Source organism: Novosphingobium sp. SG707 (genome assembly GCF_012275515.1).
GTDB lineage: Bacteria > Pseudomonadota > Alphaproteobacteria > Sphingomonadales > Sphingomonadaceae > Novosphingobium.
Genome location: NZ_JAAZQL010000001.1, coordinates 552,116 through 574,638, shown reverse-complemented (window position 1 = coordinate 574,638; position 22,523 = coordinate 552,116). Strand labels below are relative to the sequence as shown.

15 protein-coding genes are annotated in these 22,523 nt (G+C 63.2%); 7 read left to right on the top strand and 8 right to left on the bottom strand.

Annotated elements, in window-relative coordinates; all coding sequences use genetic code 11:
- Window positions 1-17: 17 nt before the first annotated feature.
- On the bottom strand, window positions 18-530 hold the full coding sequence (locus FHW92_RS02270) for a MarR family transcriptional regulator (RefSeq protein ID WP_246869862.1): 513 nt from the start codon (window positions 528-530) through the stop codon (window positions 18-20).
- A gap of 112 nt (window positions 531-642) precedes the next feature.
- Between FHW92_RS02270 and FHW92_RS02265 the strand changes: the two genes are divergently transcribed.
- Window positions 643-1,158, top strand: coding sequence for a nuclear transport factor 2 family protein (locus FHW92_RS02265; RefSeq protein WP_168601584.1), 516 nt, complete (start codon window positions 643-645; stop codon window positions 1,156-1,158).
- Window positions 1,159-1,169: 11 nt separating this feature from the next.
- On the opposite strand, the gene FHW92_RS02260 is transcribed toward FHW92_RS02265, so the two are convergent.
- Genes FHW92_RS02260 through FHW92_RS02245 form a run of 4 tightly spaced genes read right to left on the bottom strand, consistent with a single transcriptional unit; the run spans window position 1,170 to window position 5,138 of the window.
- Window positions 1,170-2,780: a GMC family oxidoreductase N-terminal domain-containing protein gene (locus tag FHW92_RS02260; RefSeq protein ID WP_168602102.1), complete on the bottom strand. Its 1,611-nt coding sequence runs from the start codon at window positions 2,778-2,780 to the stop codon at window positions 1,170-1,172.
- Window positions 2,780-3,235: a DUF3237 domain-containing protein gene (locus FHW92_RS02255; protein ID WP_246869861.1), complete on the bottom strand. Its 456-nt coding sequence runs from the start codon at window positions 3,233-3,235 to the stop codon at window positions 2,780-2,782. Before FHW92_RS02255 ends, FHW92_RS02260 begins: the two co-directional genes overlap by 1 nt.
- Window positions 3,236-3,242: 7 nt before the next feature.
- Window positions 3,243-3,671, bottom strand: a complete 429-nt coding sequence (locus FHW92_RS02250) for a DUF3237 family protein (protein ID WP_168601582.1) — start codon at window positions 3,669-3,671, stop codon at window positions 3,243-3,245.
- Window positions 3,672-3,686: 15 nt separating this feature from the next.
- Window positions 3,687-5,138, bottom strand: coding sequence for an aldehyde dehydrogenase family protein (locus FHW92_RS02245; protein ID WP_210428335.1), 1,452 nt, complete (start codon window positions 5,136-5,138; stop codon window positions 3,687-3,689).
- Window positions 5,139-5,390: 252 nt separating this feature from the next.
- Between FHW92_RS02245 and FHW92_RS02240 the strand changes: the two genes are divergently transcribed.
- From FHW92_RS02240 to FHW92_RS02225, 4 genes are all read left to right on the top strand, one after another.
- Window positions 5,391-6,329, top strand: coding sequence for a helix-turn-helix domain-containing protein (locus tag FHW92_RS02240; RefSeq protein ID WP_168601581.1), 939 nt, complete (start codon window positions 5,391-5,393; stop codon window positions 6,327-6,329).
- Window positions 6,330-6,362: 33 nt separating this feature from the next.
- Window positions 6,363-7,667, top strand: a complete 1,305-nt coding sequence (locus FHW92_RS02235) for an MFS transporter (protein WP_168601580.1) — start codon at window positions 6,363-6,365, stop codon at window positions 7,665-7,667.
- Between the two features lie 186 nt (window positions 7,668-7,853).
- Window positions 7,854-10,214, top strand: a complete 2,361-nt coding sequence (locus tag FHW92_RS02230; protein WP_168601579.1) for a TonB-dependent receptor — start codon at window positions 7,854-7,856, stop codon at window positions 10,212-10,214.
- A gap of 302 nt (window positions 10,215-10,516) precedes the next feature.
- On the top strand, window positions 10,517-12,592 hold the full coding sequence (locus FHW92_RS02225; RefSeq protein WP_246869936.1) for an alpha-glucuronidase family glycosyl hydrolase: 2,076 nt from the start codon (window positions 10,517-10,519) through the stop codon (window positions 12,590-12,592).
- 132 nt (window positions 12,593-12,724) lie between these two features.
- On the opposite strand, the gene FHW92_RS02220 is transcribed toward FHW92_RS02225, so the two are convergent.
- The gene (locus tag FHW92_RS02220) at window positions 12,725-15,676 is read right to left on the bottom strand and encodes a TonB-dependent receptor (RefSeq protein ID WP_246869860.1); all 2,952 of its coding nucleotides are present in this window, start codon (window positions 15,674-15,676) and stop codon (window positions 12,725-12,727) included.
- Window positions 15,677-15,978: 302 nt separating this feature from the next.
- On the opposite strand from FHW92_RS02220, the gene FHW92_RS02215 reads away from it, so the two are divergent.
- Together FHW92_RS02215 and FHW92_RS02210 are read left to right on the top strand one after the other, a co-directional pair.
- Window positions 15,979-17,241 (top strand): MFS transporter, encoded by a 1,263-nt coding sequence (locus tag FHW92_RS02215; RefSeq protein ID WP_349237630.1) that lies wholly within the window; start codon window positions 15,979-15,981, stop codon window positions 17,239-17,241.
- On the top strand, window positions 17,238-18,902 hold the full coding sequence (locus tag FHW92_RS02210; protein WP_168601577.1) for a glycoside hydrolase family 43 protein: 1,665 nt from the start codon (window positions 17,238-17,240) through the stop codon (window positions 18,900-18,902). The genes FHW92_RS02215 and FHW92_RS02210 overlap by 4 nt, the downstream gene beginning before the upstream one ends.
- Here the strand turns inward: FHW92_RS02210 and FHW92_RS02205 are convergent.
- Both FHW92_RS02205 and FHW92_RS02200 read right to left on the bottom strand, forming a co-directional pair.
- Window positions 18,857-19,903 carry a LacI family DNA-binding transcriptional regulator gene (locus FHW92_RS02205; protein WP_168601576.1) on the bottom strand — a complete coding sequence of 349 codons (1,047 nt, stop codon included), beginning with the start codon at window positions 19,901-19,903 and terminating at the stop codon, window positions 18,857-18,859. The two genes, FHW92_RS02210 and FHW92_RS02205, sit on opposite strands and share 46 nt — an antisense overlap.
- An 81-nt stretch (window positions 19,904-19,984) precedes the next feature.
- Window positions 19,985-22,498 (bottom strand): glycoside hydrolase family 9 protein, encoded by a 2,514-nt coding sequence (locus FHW92_RS02200; RefSeq protein ID WP_210428334.1) that lies wholly within the window; start codon window positions 22,496-22,498, stop codon window positions 19,985-19,987.
- Window positions 22,499-22,523: the final 25 nt, after the last annotated feature.

The following is a 22,523-nucleotide window of genomic DNA, read 5'->3' as shown; positions in this document are numbered from 1 at the left end:
GTGCCTTTTAACCTGTTCTATTCCGGGCGGGTAAAGCTCAGGAAGAGCGACTGTCCCTCCTCATCAGTGGCCTGCAGCGTATCGACCAGCACATCGAGATAGCGGTTGAGCGTTTCGACTTCCTCGGCGCCAAGGCGCGAGACAAGATAGGTGGCAACCTTGTCCACCTGCGGACGCATGGCATGATACAGCCTCTCGCCCTCGGGCGTCAGCACCAGGGGCTTGCGCTTCTTGTTGGCCGGATCGCGCGCGGCCGTCACGCGCCCATGCTTTTGCAAGGCGGCCACCGCGCGTGAGATGCTCATCGGGTTCACCCCGGTGATCTCGGCCAATTCATGGCTGGCACAGCGCGGGTGGCGCCCGATCAGCATCAGCAGGCGGAATTCATTGATCGAAATGTCATAGCCATGCGCAAGATAGGTGGCAAAAGGCGCATTAAGATGGTTGGCCAGCCGCAAGACCCGATGGAGCGTATCATCAAAGGGATCGCGGCCATCCTGCGGCTCCGCAGACACGGTTTCGTTGTTCATTGCGCATTCTTTCGCCATCGGACACTCATAAGCTGTTGGCGGCGCGACAAGTCAAGACGGCACGCCCGCATCATGGTCTGGCACCGGAAAAAGCGCATGAAAGGAAATGCCGATGACCGACCGATTCCAATGGCCCGCCGGCCTGCAACCGGCCGCCGCCGTGGCCGAGGGCGAAACCCCGCCGGTGATTGCCACCGATCACGAAGCCCTGCTGCGCAGCCCCGATCCCGCGCTCGAAAGCAACAAACGCTTTTGCTATGAAATGTATCGCACCGTGCTTCAGGCGGGCCATGCCGCCAGAGTGCGCGATTTCATCGCGAAGGATTACATTCAGCACAATCCCAACGCCGCCAGCGGCGCTGCCGCACTGGAAGAGTTCATCCGCAATTCCCGCCCGGAACGGCCCATCGAACAGGTTTTGCAATTGCCGCTCGTCTCGATCATCGCCGAACGCGACATGGTCACCTTCGTCTTTGTACGCAAGGAAAGCCCCAAGGATGGCGACGTTTATTACACCAGCTGGTTCGACACATTCCGCCTTGCCGACGGGTTGATCGTCGAACATTGGGATCCTGCCCTGCGCAGCGCCGAGATGCGCCGGATCGACCCGAACGAGAAGCGGCTCTAGGGGGATATCGCCTATCCCCCCAACACCATGTCGGCGCATTTTTCGGCCACCATCATCACCGGCAGATTGGTGTTGCCGCCCGGCAGCAGCGGAAAGACCGAGGCGTCCGCCACGCGCAGGCGCCCAATGCCGCGCACACGCAACCGACCATCCAGCACCGCCCCGTCATCGCCGCCCATGCGGCACGTTCCCGATGGATGATAGGCGGTCATGGCCGTTTCGCGCACATGATCAAGAATGGCCTCATCGCTTTCCGGCTCAAGCGCCGGGCGCGTCATCGCCCCCGTCACCCCGGCCAGCGCTGGCTGGCGGACCAGTTCGCGAAGCACGCGATAGCCATGGATCATCGCGGCGCGATCGCGTTCATCCGACAGCAGATTGAAACGGATCAACGGCGCCACCGCCGGATCGGCACTGGCCAGCGACAGGCGGCCCCGGCTCTTGGGATAATTGAGCGACCAGAGCGCCCCTATCCGCGCCCCATGGGGGGCGGCAAAGCCGGGAAACCAGACCCGCGTTTCCATCGCCAGCGGGATCAGCAGGAAATGCAGGTCGATCTCGGGGCTGGACGGCCGGGTTGCCACATTGGCCGAAATGGCCAGCGGGGGCGCCCCCATGATGCCCTTGCCCGTGGTCAGCCAGCGCAGGAACGAACGCGCCACCCGGTCAAACCGCACTTCGCGTTCAAAGGCCCACGCCGGGTCCAGTTCAAACTCCATCGCCGCGCCGGGATGGTCCTGAAGATTGGCGCCGACCTCGGCCCGGTCCTGCGCAACGGCAATGCCCAACGCCTTGAGGTCAGCCCCCGGACCAATCCCCGATGCCATCAGCAATTGCGGCGAATTGATCGCCCCGCCGCACAGTACAACCTCGGCGCGGGCCATGGCCACCCGGTCCTGTCCGTCGCTGCGATAGGCAACACCTCGGGCCTCGCCCTGCTCGATGACGATGCGCCGGACCTCGGCGCCGGTCATCACGGCCAGATTGCCTCGGCGCATCGCCGGGAAGAGATAGGCCTGAGCGGCGCTGGCCCGCCGCGATTGCGCGGTGATGGTGAAATCGGGCATGCCGAAACCATCGGTGCGCGGGCCGTTGAAATCATCGGTCAAAGGAAAGCCCAGGCTGACCGCCGCCTGCTGCGCCAGCGGGAAAAGCGGGCTGGGCGACGGATGGGGCATCACACTGACCGGCCCGTCGCCGCCATGCAGGTCGGAACTGCCGCGCCAATGGCTTTCCAACTTGCGGAAATAGGGCAGGACGTCATCCCATCCCCATCCGGGCAATCCCTGCGCCCGCCAGTGGTCATAATCGCTGGCATGGCCGCGAATGGCCATCATGCCGTTGATCGAAGATGTGCCCCCCAGCATCCTGCCGCGCGCCACGGGCAGGCGGCGGCCTTTCAACTCAGCCTCCGGCTCGGACATAAAGCCCCAGGTGATGTCCGGATTGGGCCAGAGCCTGGACACCGCCAGCGGCAGCGCCACATCGAGCCGCCGCCCATCGCCGCCCGCCTCCAGCAGCAATACGCGATGTTTGCCGCTTGCGCTCAGACGATTGGCCAGCACACAACCGGCCGATCCGGCGCCGACAATGATATAGTCGAATTCCTCCTGCGCCTGCATCACACAACCTTCCAGAACCGGAACACCGAGCCGGTGGGATTGCGCCGCCCGGCCCCGACAAAAATCGAACGGTTGAGCCAGTCATAAGGCCCCTCGGGCGCCTCGAAGCGGGGGGTCATGCGCATGTAATAGCTGCGGGGATCGACCGGTTCGCCCGCCAGCAGCCGCGCCACCACATCGGGCGGGGCATGGCGCAGGCCGGTGCTGCGTTTCAGGATCACCGCGCCATCATCGGTGCGCAGCAGATATTGCGATTCAAACCGCCCGCCGCCATCGGCGCGCACCATCGGGAAATCGCCCCCGCTCATCGGCACGATCTGGCCCGACAGGCCCGGTCCGCTGAACGTTCCGCTCCGGATCAGCACCGCCCCGCGCGTATAATCCTCTGCCACCTTGATATGCATGCGCTCGCCCAGCGAGATGCGCATTTCCAGCGCGAATTCGAGCTTCATCATCGGCCTTTCACAAAACCTCGAAGATGGACAGGTGCGTTTCGCCATCGCGTCTTTCCGCGATGAACACGCGGGTTGCCAGCCAGTCATGGGGCGATCCTTCGGCCACCTCGAACACCACGTTCAGCCGCAACGCGCCCAGCCTGTTCAGACCGGAAACGCCGGTGCCGGTCATCCTGATCGGCCCGCCATGCGCGGTCTGGATCACCAACGCCATTTCCACCACGCTCACCCCGTCGCGGCGGCTCAGCCAGGTTTCGGTGCCGGTTTCCAGCCCTGCGGCCAGCCCCCGGCCGGACAGGCGGCCCGAGGCAAGCTGGCGCACCCATCTTTGCCCCCCCGTGGCCAGATCGCCTATGCCCCATTCAGCGCCATGATCCACCTCCAGTTCAAAGGCAGGGTCCAGCGACGGGGTCGGCATATCTTCATCTTGGCTCATCACGCATTCCCCGTATCAGACCGCGATCGTCATCGCCTTGAGTTCTGTATAGGCCTCGACCCCGGCGCGGCCGTTCTCGCGGCCGTTGCCCGATTGCTTGACCCCGCCCGCAGGCATGCAGAAATCATTGCCGCCTGCCGTATTGACCCGGACCGTCCCCGCCCTGATCCGCCGGACAAGGCCAAAGGCGCTGCTCATGCTGCTGGTCCAGACATAGGCGGCAAGGCCATAGGTGCCAGCATTGGCCAGCGCCGCAATCTCGTCCAGATCGAGCGTGTCGAAAGTCTGCACCGCCAGCACCGGGCCGAACACCTCCTCGCGCGCGATTTCCATCGCGGCCTGCACATCGTCCAGCACGGTGGGGGCGATGAAATAGCCCGCCTGCCCCCGGCGCTCTCCTCCCGTCACGATCCGCGCGCCATCGGCGCGGGCGCGGGTGACAAATCCCATGATCCGATCGCACTGGGCCTGCGAAATCACCGGCCCCAGTTGCGTGGCCGGATCATCGGGCGCGCCTATCCTCATGCCTGCTGCGATCTGCGCCACGCGGGGCACCAGATCGCGCGCCACATCGGCATGGACCAAGAGCCGCGATCCGGCCGAACAGGTCTGGCCCGAATTGAAGAAGATACCCATTGAGATGGCCGCCGCGGCCTTGTCCAGATCGGCATCGGGCATCACCACCACGGGCGATTTGCCGCCCAGCTCCACCGTCACCCGTTTCATCATCGGGCCGGCCACACGCAGAATCTCGCGGCCGGTGGCGGTCGATCCGGTAAAGGCAATCTTGGCCACGCCCTCATGACGCACCAGCGCCGCGCCCGCCTCGGCCCCTGTGCCCGTAACGATATTGACCATGCCCGCCGGAAAGCCGCAATCGGCCAGCAGGTCCGCCAGCAGGAGCGCCGAGAGACTGGTTTGTTCGGCCGGTTTCAGCACGACCGCACAACCGGCGGCAATCGCCGGGCCGATCTTCATCGCCGCCCCCATCAGCGGATAGTTCCAGGGGATGATCTGCCCCGCCACGCCCACCGGCTCGCGCAGGGTGGCGGCATGCCAGTTTCCGGGCACCGACAGGTTCATCGTCTCCCCCGTCAGATGGGCCGCCCAGCCCGCGAAATAGCGCAAGCCCGCCGCCGATTGCGGAACATCCAGATGGCGGATATTGCTGATCGGCTTGCCGGTATCATGCATTTCGATCCGGGCGAATTCCTCGGAACGGGCGGCAATGGCATCGGCCAGCCGGAGCAAGGCGTTCTGGCGGTCGGCGGGGCTCCATCCGCCATGGCGAGCCTTGGCCATCGCGCCGACGGCCGCATCCACGGCCAGGGCCATATCATCGGCGCCGGCCGCCGCGATGCGGGCGAATTCCTGTCCGCTGGCCGGATCGACCACGGGCAGGTCACGACCCTGCGCGCTTTCGCGCCATTCGCCGCCGATGAAAATGCGGCCCTGAATTTCTCTCATCCTCTCGGACAGCATCTTTTTCCACCCTTGCTGCGGAAGCATCGGTGCCAGCTAGCGCAGGCAAGGAGCTAAAGGCTTGTTCTGACGCGCATCGTGCCGTGCGAGAGAGCACAGGGAATAGCAACGGAACGCGATTCAAAAAATGTATGCCAATGATACATTAACGAGTGTTTCTATTTTTCCAAAACGTGATTATAGCGGTTTTCGAGCAGCCGTGAAAACGCGGCGCCAGAGGATGATTGGGAGAGCAGGATGTCGAGAGACTATCTCAACTTCGCGACGCGCGCGGCCAACCGCAAGGAACGCACGATGCAATGGCGCGATATTACCCGCGCCAACGATGTCGTGCTGGGCGACGACCGCGAGGCATCCATTCGCGGCTGCGATTTGGGAGAGCTTCGTATCTGCGCGGTTTCCATCGGGGAACACACGCTGGCAAATCACGAATCGCGGCGCCATGGCGAAAGCGGCGAGGATGCGATCAAGCTGCTGTTTGTCGAAACCGGCTCGTGCGATGTCCATCAGGCCGGGCGGCATGCCCGCCTGATTGCGGGCCAATGGTGCGCATTGGACAAGACCCTGCCTTTTCGCATGGCCTCCCAGGGCCAGACCAACCAGCTTGCCATCGCCCTGCCCCGCCGCCTGATCCATCAGGGCGAAGGGCTGGGCCAGCATCTGGCCGGCCCGCGCAGCTTTCTTGAAGGCGCGGCCAGCGTGCTGCACAACAGTTTGCACCATACGATCCGCGCCACGGCGGGCATGGGGCGCCGCGACCGGGGCTTGCTGGCCCATGCGCTGTCAGGGCTTATCAATGTGGCATGGCATGCCGATCCGGTCTGTCATTCGCACAGCAGTCCCCACGCCCGCCGGGCGGCGGTGATCGATTTCATCGAACGCAATCTGACCGATCCGGAACTCGATGTCGGGCGCATCGCCGTCGAACTGGGCTATGCCAAGCGCACGCTGCACAAGCTGTTTTCCGCCGAGGGCGAGACGCTGAGCCGCATCATCTGGCAAAGGCGGCTGGAACATTGCCGCCGCGAACTGCTGGATCCGGCGCAGGCCAAACGCTCGATCACCGAGATCGCCTTCGCCTGGGGTTTCAACGATTCCCAGCATTTCAGCCGGTCCTTCAAGGCGCGCTTTGGGCGTTCGCCGCGCGACTATCGCGGCGCCCCGCTTCACACCTGATCCGCCGCCGCCCATCAATTCGGAGAAACAGGAATGACCCCCGCCGCCCGCCGCACCACGCTGTTCCTGCTGACGGCGATCTATGGTTTTGGGTTTATCGACCGTATCGTGATCGCGCTGGTGGCCGAACAGATCAAGGCCGATTTCCGCATCAGCGATTTCCAGATCGGCCTCTTGGGCGGCACGGCCTTTGCCGTGATCAATGTGGCCGCCTCGCTGCCGCTGGCCCGGCTTGCCGAGCGCTATTCGCGCAAATGGGTCGCGGCCTGCTCGCTGCTGGTCGGGTCTCTTTTCACAATGGCCTGCGGGGTCAGCGCCAGCTTCCTGCATATGGTGCTGGCGCGCATCGGCATGGCGGGCGGCAGCGCGGGCACCGAGGCGCCGCCTCATTCAATGATTTCCGACATGTATCCGCCTGAAAAGCGGGCCTCGGCCATTTCGCTTTTCATGCTGGGCGTGCCGGTCGCGGCCTTTGCCGGATCGGCGATCGGCGGCGCGGTGGCGGCCAGCCATGGCTGGCGCGCGACCTTTTACGTTACCGGGGCGATGGGCGCCCTTGTGGCACTGGCCGCGCTGTTGATGATGCGCGAACCGCGCCGCGCCGATCACGATGCCGATGGCGAAGGACACAGGCCTGCCGGCGCCGTGCTGCGGGTGTTGCTGACGGACCGCTGTTTGCGCCACATCCTGCTGGGCGTGTCGATCATCAGCCTGGGCGCCTTTGGCATCAACACCTTCATGCCGTCCTATTTCGCCCGCAATTTCGCGCTGGACATGGGCCAAACCGGGATGGCCTTCGGTGTGCTCAGCGGGGCGGCCTCGGCGCTGGGCACCTTGCTGGGCGGATATGGCAGCGAATGGGCCGCGCGGCGCGATCCGCGCTATCTGGTGGCGCTGCCCGGAATGGGGGCAATGATCGGAGCGCCGATTTTCATTATCGGCCTGTTTCAATCCAGCCTGCCGGTGGCCTTTGGGCTGATGCTGCTGGGTTCGACATTTTTCTATCTGGCCATGGGCCCTGCGATCGCGGCCTTGCACGGGTTGCTTGATTCGCGCAGCAGGGCCACGGGCTCGGCCATTTTTCTGACGATCATGTATCTGGCCGGGCAAGGTTTTGGTCCCCCGGTGGCCGGATTTATCAGCGATCGTTTCGCAGCTTGGACCTTTGGCTCGGCCGATTTTGCCCAAGCCTGTTCAGGCGTCGTGACGGGGCCTCTGGCCGGGGCCTGCGCCCATGCCGGGGCCATGGGAGTGCGCTTTGCCATCGCCTGTTTCGGCGGCTGCTACATCTGGGCGGGGTGCCATCTGGTCTTTGCCGCAAGGCACCGCCGGGCCTGAAACCGGGCCTGTAACCAAGGCGCGAAACAAGCGGGCGCAATCAGAGCGGTCCGTGCACACCCATCCATGAAATGCCGATGACGGGCCGGTAGATCATTCGCGGGAATCGCCAGCCTGACGCTTGTCCGGGCGCCTTCGCAAGAGGTTGCAGACCCTTGGGCGACGATAAAAAGAAAGGGAGAGATCATGAAAAAGTTCAGCAGCCGCCATCTGCTCGCCACGACCGGGCTGGCGCTGGCTCTTGGCGCGGTTTCGACGGCCCAGGCCGAAGAAGCCAAGGAGGCGAAACCCGCTACCGCCGAGGAAATCGTCGTGACGGCCCAGTTCCGCGCCCAGAACCTGCAGGATACGCCCATCGCCATCACCGCCGTTTCCGCCGAAATGATGCAGGCGCGCAGCCAGACCAATGTGCAGGAAATCGCAGCGCAAGCGCCCGGTCTCAATCTTCAGCCCAACAACGCCAATTTCGGCCCCTCCATGGCGGCCTCGATCCGCGGCGTGGGCCAGAGTGACCCCAGCCCTGCGGTCGAACCCGGCGTGGGGCTTTATATTGACGATGTCTATTATCCTTCGTTGACAGGCGCGCTGTTTGACCTGCTCGATCTGGATCGGGTCGAGGTTTTGCGCGGCCCGCAGGGCACTCTGGCGGGACGCAATTCGATCGGCGGCGCGCTCAAGCTCTATTCCAAGCGCCCGCGCGGCACCAACACCGGCCTTGTGCAGGGCGCCTATGGCAGCCGCAACAGGCAGGATCTGCGCGCCAGCATCGATCTGGGCATTGCCGATGGCCTGTCTTTCCGCCTTGCCGCCGCGTCGAAAACCCAGGGCGGCTATGTCAATGTGATCGACTTTGGCTGCGCCAATCCGCAAGGTTCGGCCAACAATCCCACCGTCGGCGGCATTCCCGCCCTGCGCCCGGCGGGCGATTGCGTGGTGGGCAAACAGGGCGATGTGAACTATCAGGCGGTGCGCGCCCAGTTGCGCTATGAGCGCGGACCGGTCGATGCGATGATCTCGGCCGATTACGTCACCGATGATCGCGCCCAGTCGCCCGCTGTTCTTTTGAGTGCGAATAATCCCGCCACCGGTTTCATCCGCGGGCCCTATACCAATGTGGCCTATGACAGCCGCTTCATCTGCGGACCCTACTGCAATTACGCCACCGGCGTGCAACCCGCAACGACTTCTCCGCTGATGCCCAACGAAACCACGCGCCCGCTGACATCGCGCTATTCGGGCTATGGCGTTTCGGGCCATATCGATGTGACGCTGAGCCGCCAGCTCAAGCTGACTTCGATCACCGGCTATCGCTCGTTCCAGTCGCGCTATGCCTCGGACGCCGATCTTTCGCCGCTGCCGGTCAATTTCTCGGAAAACAATTACAAGGCTCATTTCTTCAGCCAGGAACTGCGCCTGAACGGCACAGGGCTGGACGGCCGCCTCAATTACACGGTCGGCGGCTATTACAGCGACATGAAGACCGTTCTGGCCAATGTCCTGGACATCCGTTACTCGAACCTCCAGTTCGCCAGCCTTGGCGATGAGGTGCCGGCATCCTCGCTGGCCGGTTTTGCCAATGCCTCTTTCGAGATCCTCAAGGGGCTGACGCTGAATGCGGGTATCCGCAACACGCATGAGGAGAAGGACTACAAATTCTCGCGGCGTTTTGCCGATGGTTCGACAGGCCAGCCCCGCGTAGGCTCGCTCGACGGTTCGGTCGGGTCGTACAAGATTGATCGCTGGGACTATCGTGCGAACCTGCAATATGCCTGGACGCGGGATCTGATGACCTATGCCCAGTTCTCCACCGGCTACAAGGGCGGAGGGATCAACCCGCGCCCCTTCTTCCCCTCGCAGGTCCAGCCCTTCGGCCCGGAACAGTTGGAAGCATGGGAACTGGGCCTGAAGGCGGACTGGTTTGACCGGAAATTGCGCACCAATATTTCAGCCTATTACAATAAATACAAGGATATCCAGCTCGTCCTTACCTCCTGCCCGCAATTCACGCCGGGCAATGCGCTTGCCCCCTGCGCGATGACGGCCAATGCGGGCGACGCCAATGTGAAAGGCATCGAGTTCGAAACCACGCTGCGCCCGGTCAAGGGTCTGCTGATTGACGGCACGCTCAGCTATATCGATTTCCAATATACGCGCATCGCCCCGGCGGCGGCCGGTGTCAGCGGCGTGCGGCTAACCGATGTCACCCCCTTTACCAGCAAGTGGAAATGGAGCGTCGGCGCGCAATACGAATTCGGCATCAACGAGCACAACAGCATCACACCGCGCTTCGACATTGCCTATCAGTCCGGTTTCTACACTGCGGCGCGCAATGATCCCACGGCCTTTGTGGCGGGCTACACGATTTCCAATGCCCGGCTGACCTGGCGCAACACCGAGAGGGATTTCGACGTTTCGCTGGCCGTGACCAATCTGTTCGACAAATATTATCTGCTTACCCTGTTTGACCAGACCATTGGTCAAGGTTCGGTTTCCGGAATGCCTGGCCGCCCGCGCGAATGGTCCGTCACGGTGACCAAACGCTTCTGATCGTCCCGCCCAAGGCGGTTGAAAGGAACCCCATGGCCCGCCACCGGACGATGAAGACATAGCGTTTTCATCAGCCTGTGGCGGGCCTTGTTGTCTTCGGCCCTTGCGGGACCCGATCCAAACGGGGAAAAGAAGATGCTGGCAAGCTCGTCATGATAGCGCTATCTATCGGCAGGGAGAGCAAAGCCTGACAGCATGGCCAAGGCCATGCGGCGCTATTTTGCTCATCTTTCTTGTTCAAACATGCAGGCTCTTTCATGATCCCTCGTATGACCCTCGGCCTGAGCACCGCCCTGTCCGCCATGATGCTGTCGGCCATGGCTCTGCCCACCATCGTCCACGCCGAAGACGGCCATCAGCTTTGGCTGCGCTATCCCCCGGCAATCAGCGCGTCCGACCGCGCAATCACAATTGCCGCGCCCGATGCACAAGACAGGCCGCAGCTCAAACTGGCCATTGCCGAGTTGAAGCGCGGCCTTGCGCCGCGGGCCGATCAAGGTCCGATCCGCCTGACGACGCCCGCCGACGGTTCATGGCCCGCCCGCTATGACCGCCTGGGCGCCGAGGGTTTTGCCCTCACCAGCCGCAAGGTGAACGGCCATATCGACACGCAGATAGCGGCCAAAACCGATCTGGGCCTGCTCTATGGCGTGTTTCATTACTTGCGACTTGCTCACAGCGGGGCGGATCTGGCCCGGCTGGATGTGGTTTCCTCGCCCCGGATTGCCCTGCGCGTGCTCGATCATTGGGACAATCTGGATGGCACGGTCGAGCGCGGCTATGCCGGGGCATCGATCTGGGACTGGTGGCGCCTGCCCGATTGGCGCGATCCGATCTATACCGACTATGCGCGGGCCAATGCCTCGGTCGGCATCAATGGTGCGGTGCTCAACAATGTTAACGCTAAAGCCGACAGCCTGACCGCGCCCTATATTGCCAAGGCGGCGGCGCTGGCCGATGTGTTCCGGCCATGGGGGATCAAGGTTTATCTCTCGGCGCGCTGGTCCGCGCCCATCGAACTGGGCGGGCTGAAGACGGCCGATCCGCTTGATCCGGCGGTGGCCGCATGGTGGCGGGCCAAGGCTGATGAAATCTATCGCGCCATTCCCGATTTCGGCGGCTTTCTGGTCAAGGCCAACAGCGAAGGGCAGCCTGGCCCCGCCGATTACCACCGCACCCATGCGCAGGGGGCCAATATGCTGGCCGATGCGCTGCGGCCCCATGGCGGGGTGGTGATGTGGCGCGCCTTTGTCTATGCCCATGACAATCCGGAGGATCGCGCCAAACAGGCCTATAATGATTTCAAGCCGTTGGACGGCCAGTTTGCCGACAACGTGCTGGTGCAGGTCAAGAACGGCGCCATCGATTTCCAGCCGCGCGAACCGTTCCATCCGCTGTTTGGCGCCATGCCGCGCACCAATCTGATGATGGAGTTCCAGATCACCAAGGAATATCTGGGCCAATCGACGCATCTGACCTATCTCGGCCCGCTGTTTTCCGAAGCCTTGCAGGCCGATACGCTGGCGCAGGGCAAAGGCTCCACCGTGGCGCATGTGGTGGATGGCTCGCTGGACGGACACCGGCTGACGGGTATTGCGGGCGTGGCCAATATCGGCGCGAACCGCGACTGGTCAGGCTCGATCTTCAATCAGGCGGACTGGTATGCCTTTGGCCGTCTGGCGTGGAACCCCGATCTTGCGCCCGAAACCATCGCGCGCGAATGGGCGGCGCAGACCTTCTCGCCCGCGCCCAAGGTGGTGGATGCCGTCACCGCGATCATGATGCCCTCACGCGAAGCGGCGGTGGATTACATGACCCCGCTGGGCCTTGCCCATCAGATGAGCGTCTATGGCCATTACGGCCCCGGCCCGTGGGTGAACACGCTCAGCCGTCCGGAATGGAACCCGGCCTATTACAACCGCGCCGACGCGCAGGGCATCGGCTTCGACCGCACCGCCAACGGCAGCAACGCCATCGCGCAATATGCCCCCGCCATCGCGACCCGACTGGCCCGGCCCGAAACCACCAATGACAAGGATCTGCTCTGGTTTCATCATCTGCCATGGACCTATCGCATGAAGGATGGGGCCACGCTGTGGGATGATCTGGTGCGCCATTATGATCGGGGCGTCGCCGGGGTGGAAACCATGCAGGCCCAATGGCAGGCGCTGAAACCCGCAATCGACGCGGAACGTTTTGAAAAGACTCGCGTGTTTCTGACCATCCAGCGCCGCGACGCGCAATTGTGGCGCGATGCATCGATCGCCTATTGGCAATCGCTCAACCACCTGCCCCTGCCCGCGGGCAGCGCGCCGCCCGCGCATGATCTGGACTGGTACAAGGCGCTGACCTTTCCCTATGCTCCGGGCAATCCATGAAGCCCCAAAGGACGCCATGACGCAAAGGACGGCAAACCTTTACGCCATGGCGCCTTTGGGCGGGCGAAAACCGGCTTCGCCCGCCGCGTGATCCGGCCCGAAGGGAGGAGGGGCAGGCCGGATATCGGATCGTCAGTATTTGAAACGCACGCCCGCGCGGAACACCCGCCCGATCTGGTCATAGAGCGCGGGATTGTTGAAGATGTAATTGCGCGCGGGCGAATGGTCGGTCACATTGTCCACCTTGAAATAGGCGGTGATCGCCTTGGTGATATTCACCGATCCGCCCAGATCCAGATAGAAGGCCCCGGCCATGAAATTCTGGTCGATGGTTGGGTTGTTGGCGGTCGAAACAGGGCAGCTGCCGGGGCTGCACACCACGTAATTGTTGGCAAAGGTACCGTCGCTGAACCAGCGTTCCTGCACCATCAGCGAGAATTTCTCATTGTCATAGCTCTGCACCGCCAGCCATTTCCAATGCGGCGTGTTGCCCAGATTGGACCCGGCGCTGTCGATGGGGATGGTGCCCGGCAGGCCGGTGTCGGTGATATAATTGATCACATGAGTGGCCAGCGCGCGCAGCGTGAAATTGCCCGGCAGGCCCAGCGGATTGCGCCAGCGATAGCTGGCCTCGATGTCAAAGCCCTCGGTGCGGATCGAGGCCAGGTTGAAGGGCTGGACATTGATGTAATTGCCGCCCGCCGGATTGTTCAGGTTGAAGGAGTTGCAGGTCTGGGGCAGCACGTTCTGATAGCAATATTGCACCATGTCATTGGCGCTGATCGAGGAAATGACGCCGTTGAGCTTGAGCTTGTAATAGTCGAACGAGATGTTGAGCCCCGGCATCCATGACGGATTGGCCAAAGCCACGCCAAAGGTGGTGTTGCGCGCGATTTCCGGCTTCAGGTTGGGATTGCCCACCACGCTCTGGATCACCAGCGTGGTCGTATTGTGGAAGGGGTCGAAGAAATTGGGCAGCGTGGTGGTGACGGGCGCGGCAAACATTTCCGACAGGTTAGGGGCGCGCACATCGCGCGATGTCACCCCGCGCAGCCGCAGGCCATCAATGGGCAGATCCCATGTGCCGCCCACTTTCCACGCCGTGACTGTGCCCGATGTGCTGTAATTGGTGACGCGCACCGCGCCGTTCAAATTGGCATGGCCCATGGCGTCGGAGTTGATGACCGGCAGATTGGCCTCGAAAAAGCCTTCCTTGACGCTGTAGGCCCCTCCGCCATTCTTGTAATTGCCCGCATACCAGTTGTTGCCTCCGGCGATCAGAACGGGGTCGGTCGGATAATTGCCCCCGCCGGGCGTATTGGCAAAGCCCGCGCCATAGGGGTCGGCCACCACGCGATAGAATTCATGGCGGAATTCGCCGCCAAAGGCGATGGAAAGCGGCCCGGCCCACAGTTCCACCGGCGAGCCGGAGAAGCTGATGCTGGCCACGTCCTGCGTCTGACGGGTGCGCTGATAGGGGCCATATTGCGGCACGACATAGGCCAGAGCCGCCGCCGAGGGCTGTCCGCCCAGAATGTTGAGCGGTTGGCACCCATTGGCCCGCGCCACCGGATCGCGGCAGACAATCGCGCCATTGAGCGTGATCGCGTCAATCGCCTGATTGAAGCGCTGGGTGAGCAGAATGTTGCGCACATCGACATCGCTGTAATTGGTGCCGTGCTCGCCATAGATGTCGTATTTCCAGTCCTTGCCCGCCAGCGTAAAGGTCCCCTTGCCGCCCAGCACGAAACGGTACTGGCGCCGCTCGGTATAGACCTGCGAATTGCCCAACGCGGCATTGCTGGTGCCGAAGGCGAAGCTGGTGATCCCGGCATTGGTGCAGGCATTTTGCACCAGGGCGGGCACAAAGGGGTTGGCGCACTGGATGGTCAGGCCCGGCTTGTTCATCCCGTTGACCGGCTGGTTATGGGTGTTCACCTTGCCAATATTGACGGTGAAATAGATCTCGTTGCGATTGTCGAGTTCAAAGCCCACCCGGCCATAGGTGTTCAGGCGCTCGATGCTGGATTGCAGCGAACGGCCCGTATCGACATTGCCCGAAAGATCGCCGCCCAGACAGTAGCCAGGATAGCAGCCCGCCACCGTGCCCGCCTTGTCATGCTGAGGCACACCGCCCGAACCGTATTGGAACTGGAACGGATTGCCGCGCGCGTCAAAGGCGATACCCTGCAGCGGCCCCGCCGTGATCAGGCCATATTTGGTGAAAGAGATCGATTGGGCCAGATCGCGCACGATATATTGCGGCGATCCGTCATTCAGCACGCCCCGGTTGATCTGCGTCGTCTGGGCAAACCAGTTGCGGCCATTGGCCAACCCGATGCCGAAATCACCGCCGCCGATGCCGGCCTCGTTGCTGTATTCCACGCTGCCGACCACATGCAGGCGGTCCTGCAGGAAGCTGGTGCCTCCGGCCAGTTGCACCTGATATTGCGCATCATCGCCATAGGTGGTGATGCCGCCCAGCACATTGCCCTTCAGGCCCTTGAAATGCGCGTCGGTGATGAAATTGACCACCCCGCCGACCGCATCCGAACCATAGGAGGCCGATGCGCCGCCATTGACCACATCGACACGCTGGATCAGCAATTGCGGAAACAGGCTGATATCGGGAACGCCGGTGACATTGGCGCCCACCACGCGCTGTCCGTCCAGCAGGGTCAGCGTACGGATGGCGCCTACGCCGCGCAGCGAGAAGGAACTGAGCCCTTGCTGACCGCTCGAGGTGCTGAACGTGTTGACCTGCGTGCCGGTCGAGCCCTGAAGCGAGGGCAATTGCGCAATGGTGGTAAAGACATTGGGCTGGGCATTGGCGTTCAGACTGGCGGCATCGAGGATCGTGGTGGGCGTGGGCGCCTTGAAACCGCTGGCGGTGATGCGGGTGCCGGTGACGATGATCTCGCGGTCGCCTTTGGCCGCCTCGGGCGCCGAATCAGCAGACGCAGCCGGAGCCGCCTGCTGTTGGGCCAAGGCCGCAACCGGCGACAGGCCGATGGTCAGCGCGGCCATGCGCAAGGCCGTGCCGCACAAGAGTGTATTGTGACGCTTCGCTCTTTTCAGGCTCATGTACCCCTCCAAGTCATTTATTTTTTGCTGATGGATATTGGACGAACGTTTTTGCGCGGCGCCGCGAGGATGGATATTCCACCCTCTCTTGACACTCTGAGCTAGTTAACGTTAACATCATTCGTACCGCGCAAATTTATGGCTGTCAACCGGGCGAATTTTGCGTTGTATTTTGGAAAAATCTCTCGATAAGGGAAAGCGATATCGCCGGATAAAAGGCGGAAGCGAGGGGAATTGAGGAATTTTATGTTTACGTTATCAATCGACTTGCCCCCTCCATCGACAACCGGGCGGTGAAGGCCGTGATTCCCGCCCCGCCCCGCCAATCGGCATGGCGCAAAACGCGCTGGCTGGTGCTCGCCCTGTTTGTGGGCGCGATGATCATCAACTATCTCGCGCGTTCGGTCATGGGCGTGGCCGCCCCTGTCGTGCTGGCGCAGCAGGGCATATCCAATGCCCAATACGGATGGATCACCGGCGCCATGCAATTGGGCGTCATGCTGCAACCGATCGCGGGCTTTGTGCTGGACCGGCTGGGGCTGAAACTGGGCTTTGCGCTGTTTGCCATCGGCTGGTCGGTCATCACGCTGGGCCATATGCTGGCGCGCGGCTGGTTCAGTTTTGCCGCGCTGCGTCTCGTTCTGGGCTTTGCCGAAGGTTCCGCCCAGCCTGCCGGGCAAAAGCTGGTGGCCGAATGGTTTCCCGCGCGCGAACGCGGCCTTGCGGGCGGCATCTACAATATCGGCGCCTCACTCGGCGCGGTGCTGGCGCCTCCGCTGGTGGCCTGGGCGGTCTATGCGGGGAGCTGGCGTCTCGCCTTCGCGGTGGCGGGGGCGCTGGGGCTGGTATGGTCGCTGCTCTGGCTGCGCTGGTATGCGCCGCTTGCCTGCCATCGCGGCGTCAGCGCGCAGGAACGCGCCACCATTGCCGAGGGGCAGGAAGAGCATCTGCAATCCGACGCACCGTCCGCCCCCATTCGCGTTCTTCTGACGCGCCGCAATCTGTGGGGCATCGCTCTGCCCCGTCTGCTGGCCGACCCGGTGTGGGGTATGCTCTCGCTGTGGCTGCCGCTTTATCTGGCGCGCGAGCGCGGGTTTGACATGGCCCATCTGGCGCTGTTCGGCTGGTTGCCCTTTCTGGCGGCAGATCTGGGCTGTCTTTTCGGCCCGGCGGTGGCCGGCCAGTTGCAGCGGCGCGGCATAACCCTGATTGATGCGCGCCGCCTCACCTTTACGCTGGGCGCGCTGATGATGACGGGCATCGGTTTTGTCGGCCTTGTCGCCAATCCCTATGCGGCCGTGGCGCTGCTGTGCCTTGCCGGTTTCGCGCATCAGACGCTGTCGGTCACCATCATCACCATGGCCTCTGACCTCTTTCCCCGCAACGAGGTTGGCACGGTGGCCGGTTTTGCCGGTCTGTCGGCCAATCTGGGTGTGCTGATCTTTTCGCTCCTGCTGGGCAGTCTGGTTGACCGGCTCGGCTATTCCCCGTTTTTCGTGCTGCTTGGCTGCCTCGATCTGATTGGCGCCGGGCTGCTCTGGACCTTGGTACGCAAGCCATCATGAACAGTTTCGCCAATCCCATTTTGCGCGGTTTCAACCCCGATCCGTCCATCCTGCGCGTGGATCAGGATTTCTATATCGCCACCTCCACCTTCGAATGGTTTCCCGGCGTTCAAATCCACCACAGCCGCGATCTGGTCCACTGGCGCCTGGCCAGCCGCCCGCTTTCCCGCGCCAGCCAGCTCGACATGCGCGGCAATCCCGATTCCTGCGGCGTATGGGCGCCTGATCTGACCTATGCCGACGGGCGCTTCTGGCTGGTCTATACCGATGTGAAGCGCTACGGGCTGACCACGGTGAACGGGGCGCATGGTGCCTCGATGCGCGATTTTCACAATTATCTGGTCGTCGCGCCCAGCATCGATGGGCCATGGTCCGATCCGGTCCATCTCAACAGCAGCGGCTTTGATCCGGCGCTGTTCCATGACGATGACGGACGCTGCTGGCTGCTCAACATGCTGTGGGACCACCGGCCCGACCGGGGCCGTTTCGGCGGCATCGTGCTGCAGGAAGTGGACAAGGAAACCCTGCGCCTGAAGGGCGAGCGGCGGCTGATCTATCGCGGCACAGAGCGCGGCTTTACCGAGGGGCCGCATCTCTACAAACGCGATGGCTGGTATCACCTGCTGGTGGCCGAGGGCGGCACGGGATGGAACCACGCGGTGGTCATGGCGCGCAGCCGCTCGATCGGCGGGCCTTATGAAACCCACCCCGACGGCGCGGTGCTGACGGCGGCGGGGCGGCAGGAAGGCGCGATCACCCGAGCGGGCCATGGCGATCTGGTCGAACTGGAGGATGGCAGCCCATGGCTGGCCTATCTCTGCGGACGGCCGCTGCCCGGACTGGCGCGTTGTCCGCTGGGGCGCGAAACAGCAATCCAGCCGATGCGCTGGGGCGAGGATGGCTGGCTGCGCAGCCTGACGCCCGGCGCGCAGCCGGACCCCAATCCGCCGCTCCCCCCCCTACCGTCATGTCCCTGGCCGGAACAGCCATGGAATGGCCAATTCGCGCCCGGCCCCCTGCCCGACGATCTGCAATGGCTGCGCAGCCCCGACAGCGGGCGCTTGTGGAGCCTCGATGCGCGTCCGAACTGGCTGCGGCTGTATGGCCGGGAATCGATCAAGAGCCATTTCGAGCAGGCGCTTGTCGCACGCCGCTTTCAGCATTTCCGCTTTACGGCCACGACCTGCATCGATTTCGATCCCGCCCATTTCCAGCAGAATGCCGGACTGGTATGCTATTACAACAGCACGAAATTCCATTATCTCCATCTGACCCGCGATACGGGCGCACGCGAATTGCGGATCATGTCGGCCATTCCCGGCATGGGCGCTCATGATGTTCTGGTCGCGGCCGAGTTGCCCGCAGGGCCGATCGAATTATGCGCCGAAGTGGACCACCAATGGCTGCGCTTTGGCTGGCGGGCCAAAGGGGCGGAGACATGGGAATGGGCGCCGCAAAAGCTGGATGTCAGCGTGCTTTCCGATGAGGTCTCGCTGCCCGGCTATCCCAATTTCACCGGTGCCTTTGTCGCCATGGCGTGTCAGGATCTCTCGGGCGCGGGGCGTCATGCCGATTTCGCCTGGTTCCGCTATGAGGCACAGGATGACGCGCCCGATCAGTCCGGCTCCGCCACCGAAATGCGCGCGGTGGAATCACGATAGACGATGGAATGATCGAGCACACAGTCGCTGACCGCGCCCGGCCGGAGCAGGGCCGGGCCGGCCTCCTGCGCCACATAGGCCAGCGCCTCGGCGGCCAGACGGCGCAGCGGCTGATGCACCGTGGTCAAGGTCGGCCACAGGGTGACGGCGGCGGCCGTATCGTCAAAGCCCACCACCGTCAGCGCGCCGGGAACATCAATCTGGCGGCGATGCGCCACCGACACCACAGCGGCGGCCATATCGTCATTGCTGGCGAATATGGCCGTGGGCGGCGATGGCGCGTCGAGCAGCAGTTCCCCTGCGGCAAGGCCCGAAGTATAGCTGAAATCACCCTGCGCCACCCGCACATCGACCCCGCCGATTTCGCGCACGGCGGCATAGAATCCGGCCATGCGCTCGGCACTGGCGGCCTGATCGGGGTTGCCCAGAATAAAGCCCAGCCGGCGGTGGCCCAGATCGAGCAGGTGGCGCGTCATTTCATAGGCGGCGCGGTGATTGTCGATCCGAACACAGAGCGCATCCGAAATCTTGTAGGCCCCCACCGCCGCAATGGGCCGCCCCAACGGTTCGAGCACCGAGAGAATCCTGCGCGATTCGCCCAGCGGCGGGGCAAGGATAAAGCCCGAAAGCCCCGCCGCAGCGAATTGTTCGAGCGCCTCAGGCCCCGGGGCCTTGCCCGCCTCGCCCTTGAGCAGCGAGAGGCGGGCGCCGCGAATGGACGCCTCCTCGAAAATACCGGTCAGAAACTCGCTCATGAAGGCGGCGCTGGGGTTGGAATAGATCACCCCCACTTGCAGCTCGGTCGAGGTGACCAGACTGCGCGCGGCGACATTGGGCGTATAGGACAATTCCCGGATCGCCTTTTCCACCGCCTCGCGCGTTTCGGGCCGCACCCCTTCCCGGCCATTGATGACACGCGAAACCGTCATCGCCGAAACACCGGCAAGGCGGGCAACGTCAATGATCGTGGCGCCTGCACCGGAGCGATCAGACCTTGCCATGCCAACCCTTTCTACCCGCTATCTGACAGGATCCTTTAAGTAAGGTTCAGCCTTTTTGAAAGCCATCTTGAGCGCCCCATCCTATTCCTTCGCGCGCAGGCGGTCGGCGGCATTGACCAGTTCGATCCACGCCGCCCCTTCGGGCACGACATATTCATTCTCTCCCCAGAAAAACGGCCAATCCTCGTGGTTTTCGGGAAAGTCAGGCTTGATGATCAGCACGCCCGGCACCACGCCCCCCGCGATATAGGAAAAGTCGGCCCGGTTGTTGCCATAGGCCACCTCCTTGGACACCGTGCCTACGCCCGAAACGAAGGAGATGTCCGAGCCGGGATGATGGCCGGTGATGAAGGCCACGCCCCGCCAGACCGCATCGCGCCCGACGATTTCGGGAAAAGCTCCATGCAGCGCATCGGCCACCAGCGCATAGGCCATGACCGTGCTGGACCCGGCCCATCCCCCGGTGGTGATCGGCACACCAAAGGGATTGGCGCGGGCGATGCGGTCGCTCTCCTCTTTCCATTGGCGCACGGCAGGGATCATCGCCCGTCGATAGGCTGCGGGCATATAGGGCAGCGCCGCCACCGCCGTCTGCGCATTGGGGGAAAAGGCCTTGGCCACCTTGGGCCACAGTTCCATCACGGCATCGGCATAGGCTTTCGCGCGCGTGGTCTTGAGCAATTCGACCGCGGCGGCAAATTTTTCCCAATCCAGCGGGCCGCCCGTGGTGTTGCCATGCGAGAAGAGATCGGGCGCGTGGGACTGCTCCTCCTGCCAGACGCGCTGGGCCGTGGCCAAAGCCTTGGCCGATAGCGCATCATCCTGCCCCTTGAGCACCCTGCCGGCCGCCGCCAGCGCGGCAATCGAACCATAGTTGAGCGCCGAAACCTTGCTGGTAAACGCCCAGCGGTCATCGGGCGTTCCGCTGCGCCCGTCGCGGATTTCGCCGGGTTTGAGGGCCGGATCATAGGGCAGACCATCGGTCTTGTTCACCGCATCGCCCAGATGCGTGTATTGCGCCACATCGGGCTCGACAATGCCGTGGATCGCATGGCCCACCGCATCGAACTGGGCCAGCAATTGCAGCGTGCCATGGGCCACCTGCTGCACCACATCGGGCATGCCGTCGGGCACATGGATCTCGACATGGCGCCGCGTCTCGTCCACGCTGACCGTATCGCGATCCAGCCCGAAACGCTCGCGCGCGGCGGCCAGCGAGCGCACCACCTGATATTGCGACTGGGTGCGGATGTCGAAATCGCCCGCATCGAACCATCCGCCCACATTCAGACCCGGAATGGGCTGGCCCGGCTGAAAAGGCGTGTCGGTGGTCGGCCCCTGTCGGTAAAGGTCGATATGCTCGTGATTGACGGGGGCCTGCCGCGCATCATCGCGGTGGGAATCGCCATGCCACACGCGATAGGCCTCGTTCACCGAGACGTGATCCATCGCCACCGGGAAATAGACATCATTGGTGGCATGCCAGGCATCGGCATAGACATCATCGGCAATACGGAAAGGCGCGGTGCGCACATCGCCATATTCGAGTTGATAAAGGCCCGGCTGCTTCACATCGCTGAAGTCCATCTGCAGATAGTGATAGCGCAGATAATCGCCCCATTCGCGCGGCTGCTCGGACCGAACGGTGGTTGGTGCGCCATCCGCGCCAATACGCAGCAGGCGCAGCGGCAGGCGGCGTTTGTCATTGGCATCCAATTCCACCGTGGCCAGTTTGGAGGCCGCAGGCGCATAGCCCAATTGCGAATGGGCAATCACCGGGCGGCGCAGCCATCCGGGGCTGGTCTGGGGCCGGATGGTCCATGTCAGCACCGCCCCGCTCTTGCCCGCAGGCAGCAGCGAGCGCAGCACGAACCAGCCGTTCTGCGCCTGATTGCGGCCGTCATAGAGCATGATGGGCGCATCGCCCGTGATCCTCACCCGCCGCGCCGGATCTTCGGGCGCAAGGACAAAATCATGCCCACCGGCCATAGGCAGGGGCTCGGCCCCCGGCCCTTCGCTGCGCCCGCTGGCGGCATTGCGTTGGTCGGTGCGCACCATGGCGCCGACGGGATGCAGCGGAAAACTGCCCGCCACACCATCGGCCATAAAGGCATGGTGGAAATAGGCCGAGGGCAGGAATTCCAGATTGAACCCGGCCTTGCCCACCAGAGCATCGGGAACCGGACGGTCGAGCAGGATGCTGACCACCACGCCGTCGCCCTGCTGCTGCGCGCGGATCGTATAGGCCCAATCGTAATCGGCATAGCGCAGGCGCGTTTCGATCACGCCCGCCGCGCGGTCCACCTTGCGCGTGACCATGGCGCCGATCGGGTCCCACTGGCCGGGCGTTGCCGACAGGCGCACATCGCCGTTGGTGGCATTGCGCAGGCCCTGCTGGATGATCTCGATGCCGCTGATCTTGGAATCGGCAAACAGCCCGTCATACCAATTGGAAAAGGCCAGCACATTGACCCCCGCCGCCTCGTAATAGCCTTTCCCGCCCAAGGTCAGGGCATCGGGCGCATTTTGCGCCCATGCCGGGGCGCCGGCGGCCAACAGACCAAGGCAAAACAGCAATCTGGACTTTCCGGGCATGGCTCTCTCCAATGTTTGCGCTATC

Coding starts and splice junctions, on each gene's coding strand:
- FHW92_RS02270 (WP_246869862.1), bottom strand. CDS start 530: ATGAACAACGAAACCGTGTCTGCGGAGCCGCAGGATGGCCGCGATCCC.
- FHW92_RS02265 (WP_168601584.1), top strand. CDS start 643: ATGACCGACCGATTCCAATGGCCCGCCGGCCTGCAACCGGCCGCCGCC.
- FHW92_RS02260 (WP_168602102.1), bottom strand. CDS start 2,780: ATGCAGGCGCAGGAGGAATTCGACTATATCATTGTCGGCGCCGGATCG.
- FHW92_RS02255 (WP_246869861.1), bottom strand. CDS start 3,235: ATGATGAAGCTCGAATTCGCGCTGGAAATGCGCATCTCGCTGGGCGAG.
- FHW92_RS02250 (WP_168601582.1), bottom strand. CDS start 3,671: ATGAGCCAAGATGAAGATATGCCGACCCCGTCGCTGGACCCTGCCTTT.
- FHW92_RS02245 (WP_210428335.1), bottom strand. CDS start 5,138: ATGAGAGAAATTCAGGGCCGCATTTTCATCGGCGGCGAATGGCGCGAA.
- FHW92_RS02240 (WP_168601581.1), top strand. CDS start 5,391: ATGTCGAGAGACTATCTCAACTTCGCGACGCGCGCGGCCAACCGCAAG.
- FHW92_RS02235 (WP_168601580.1), top strand. CDS start 6,363: ATGACCCCCGCCGCCCGCCGCACCACGCTGTTCCTGCTGACGGCGATC.
- FHW92_RS02230 (WP_168601579.1), top strand. CDS start 7,854: ATGAAAAAGTTCAGCAGCCGCCATCTGCTCGCCACGACCGGGCTGGCG.
- FHW92_RS02225 (WP_246869936.1), top strand. CDS start 10,517: ATGATGCTGTCGGCCATGGCTCTGCCCACCATCGTCCACGCCGAAGAC.
- FHW92_RS02220 (WP_246869860.1), bottom strand. CDS start 15,676: ATGAGCCTGAAAAGAGCGAAGCGTCACAATACACTCTTGTGCGGCACG.
- FHW92_RS02210 (WP_168601577.1), top strand. CDS start 17,238: ATGAACAGTTTCGCCAATCCCATTTTGCGCGGTTTCAACCCCGATCCG.
- FHW92_RS02205 (WP_168601576.1), bottom strand. CDS start 19,903: ATGGCAAGGTCTGATCGCTCCGGTGCAGGCGCCACGATCATTGACGTT.
- FHW92_RS02200 (WP_210428334.1), bottom strand. CDS start 22,498: ATGCCCGGAAAGTCCAGATTGCTGTTTTGCCTTGGTCTGTTGGCCGCC.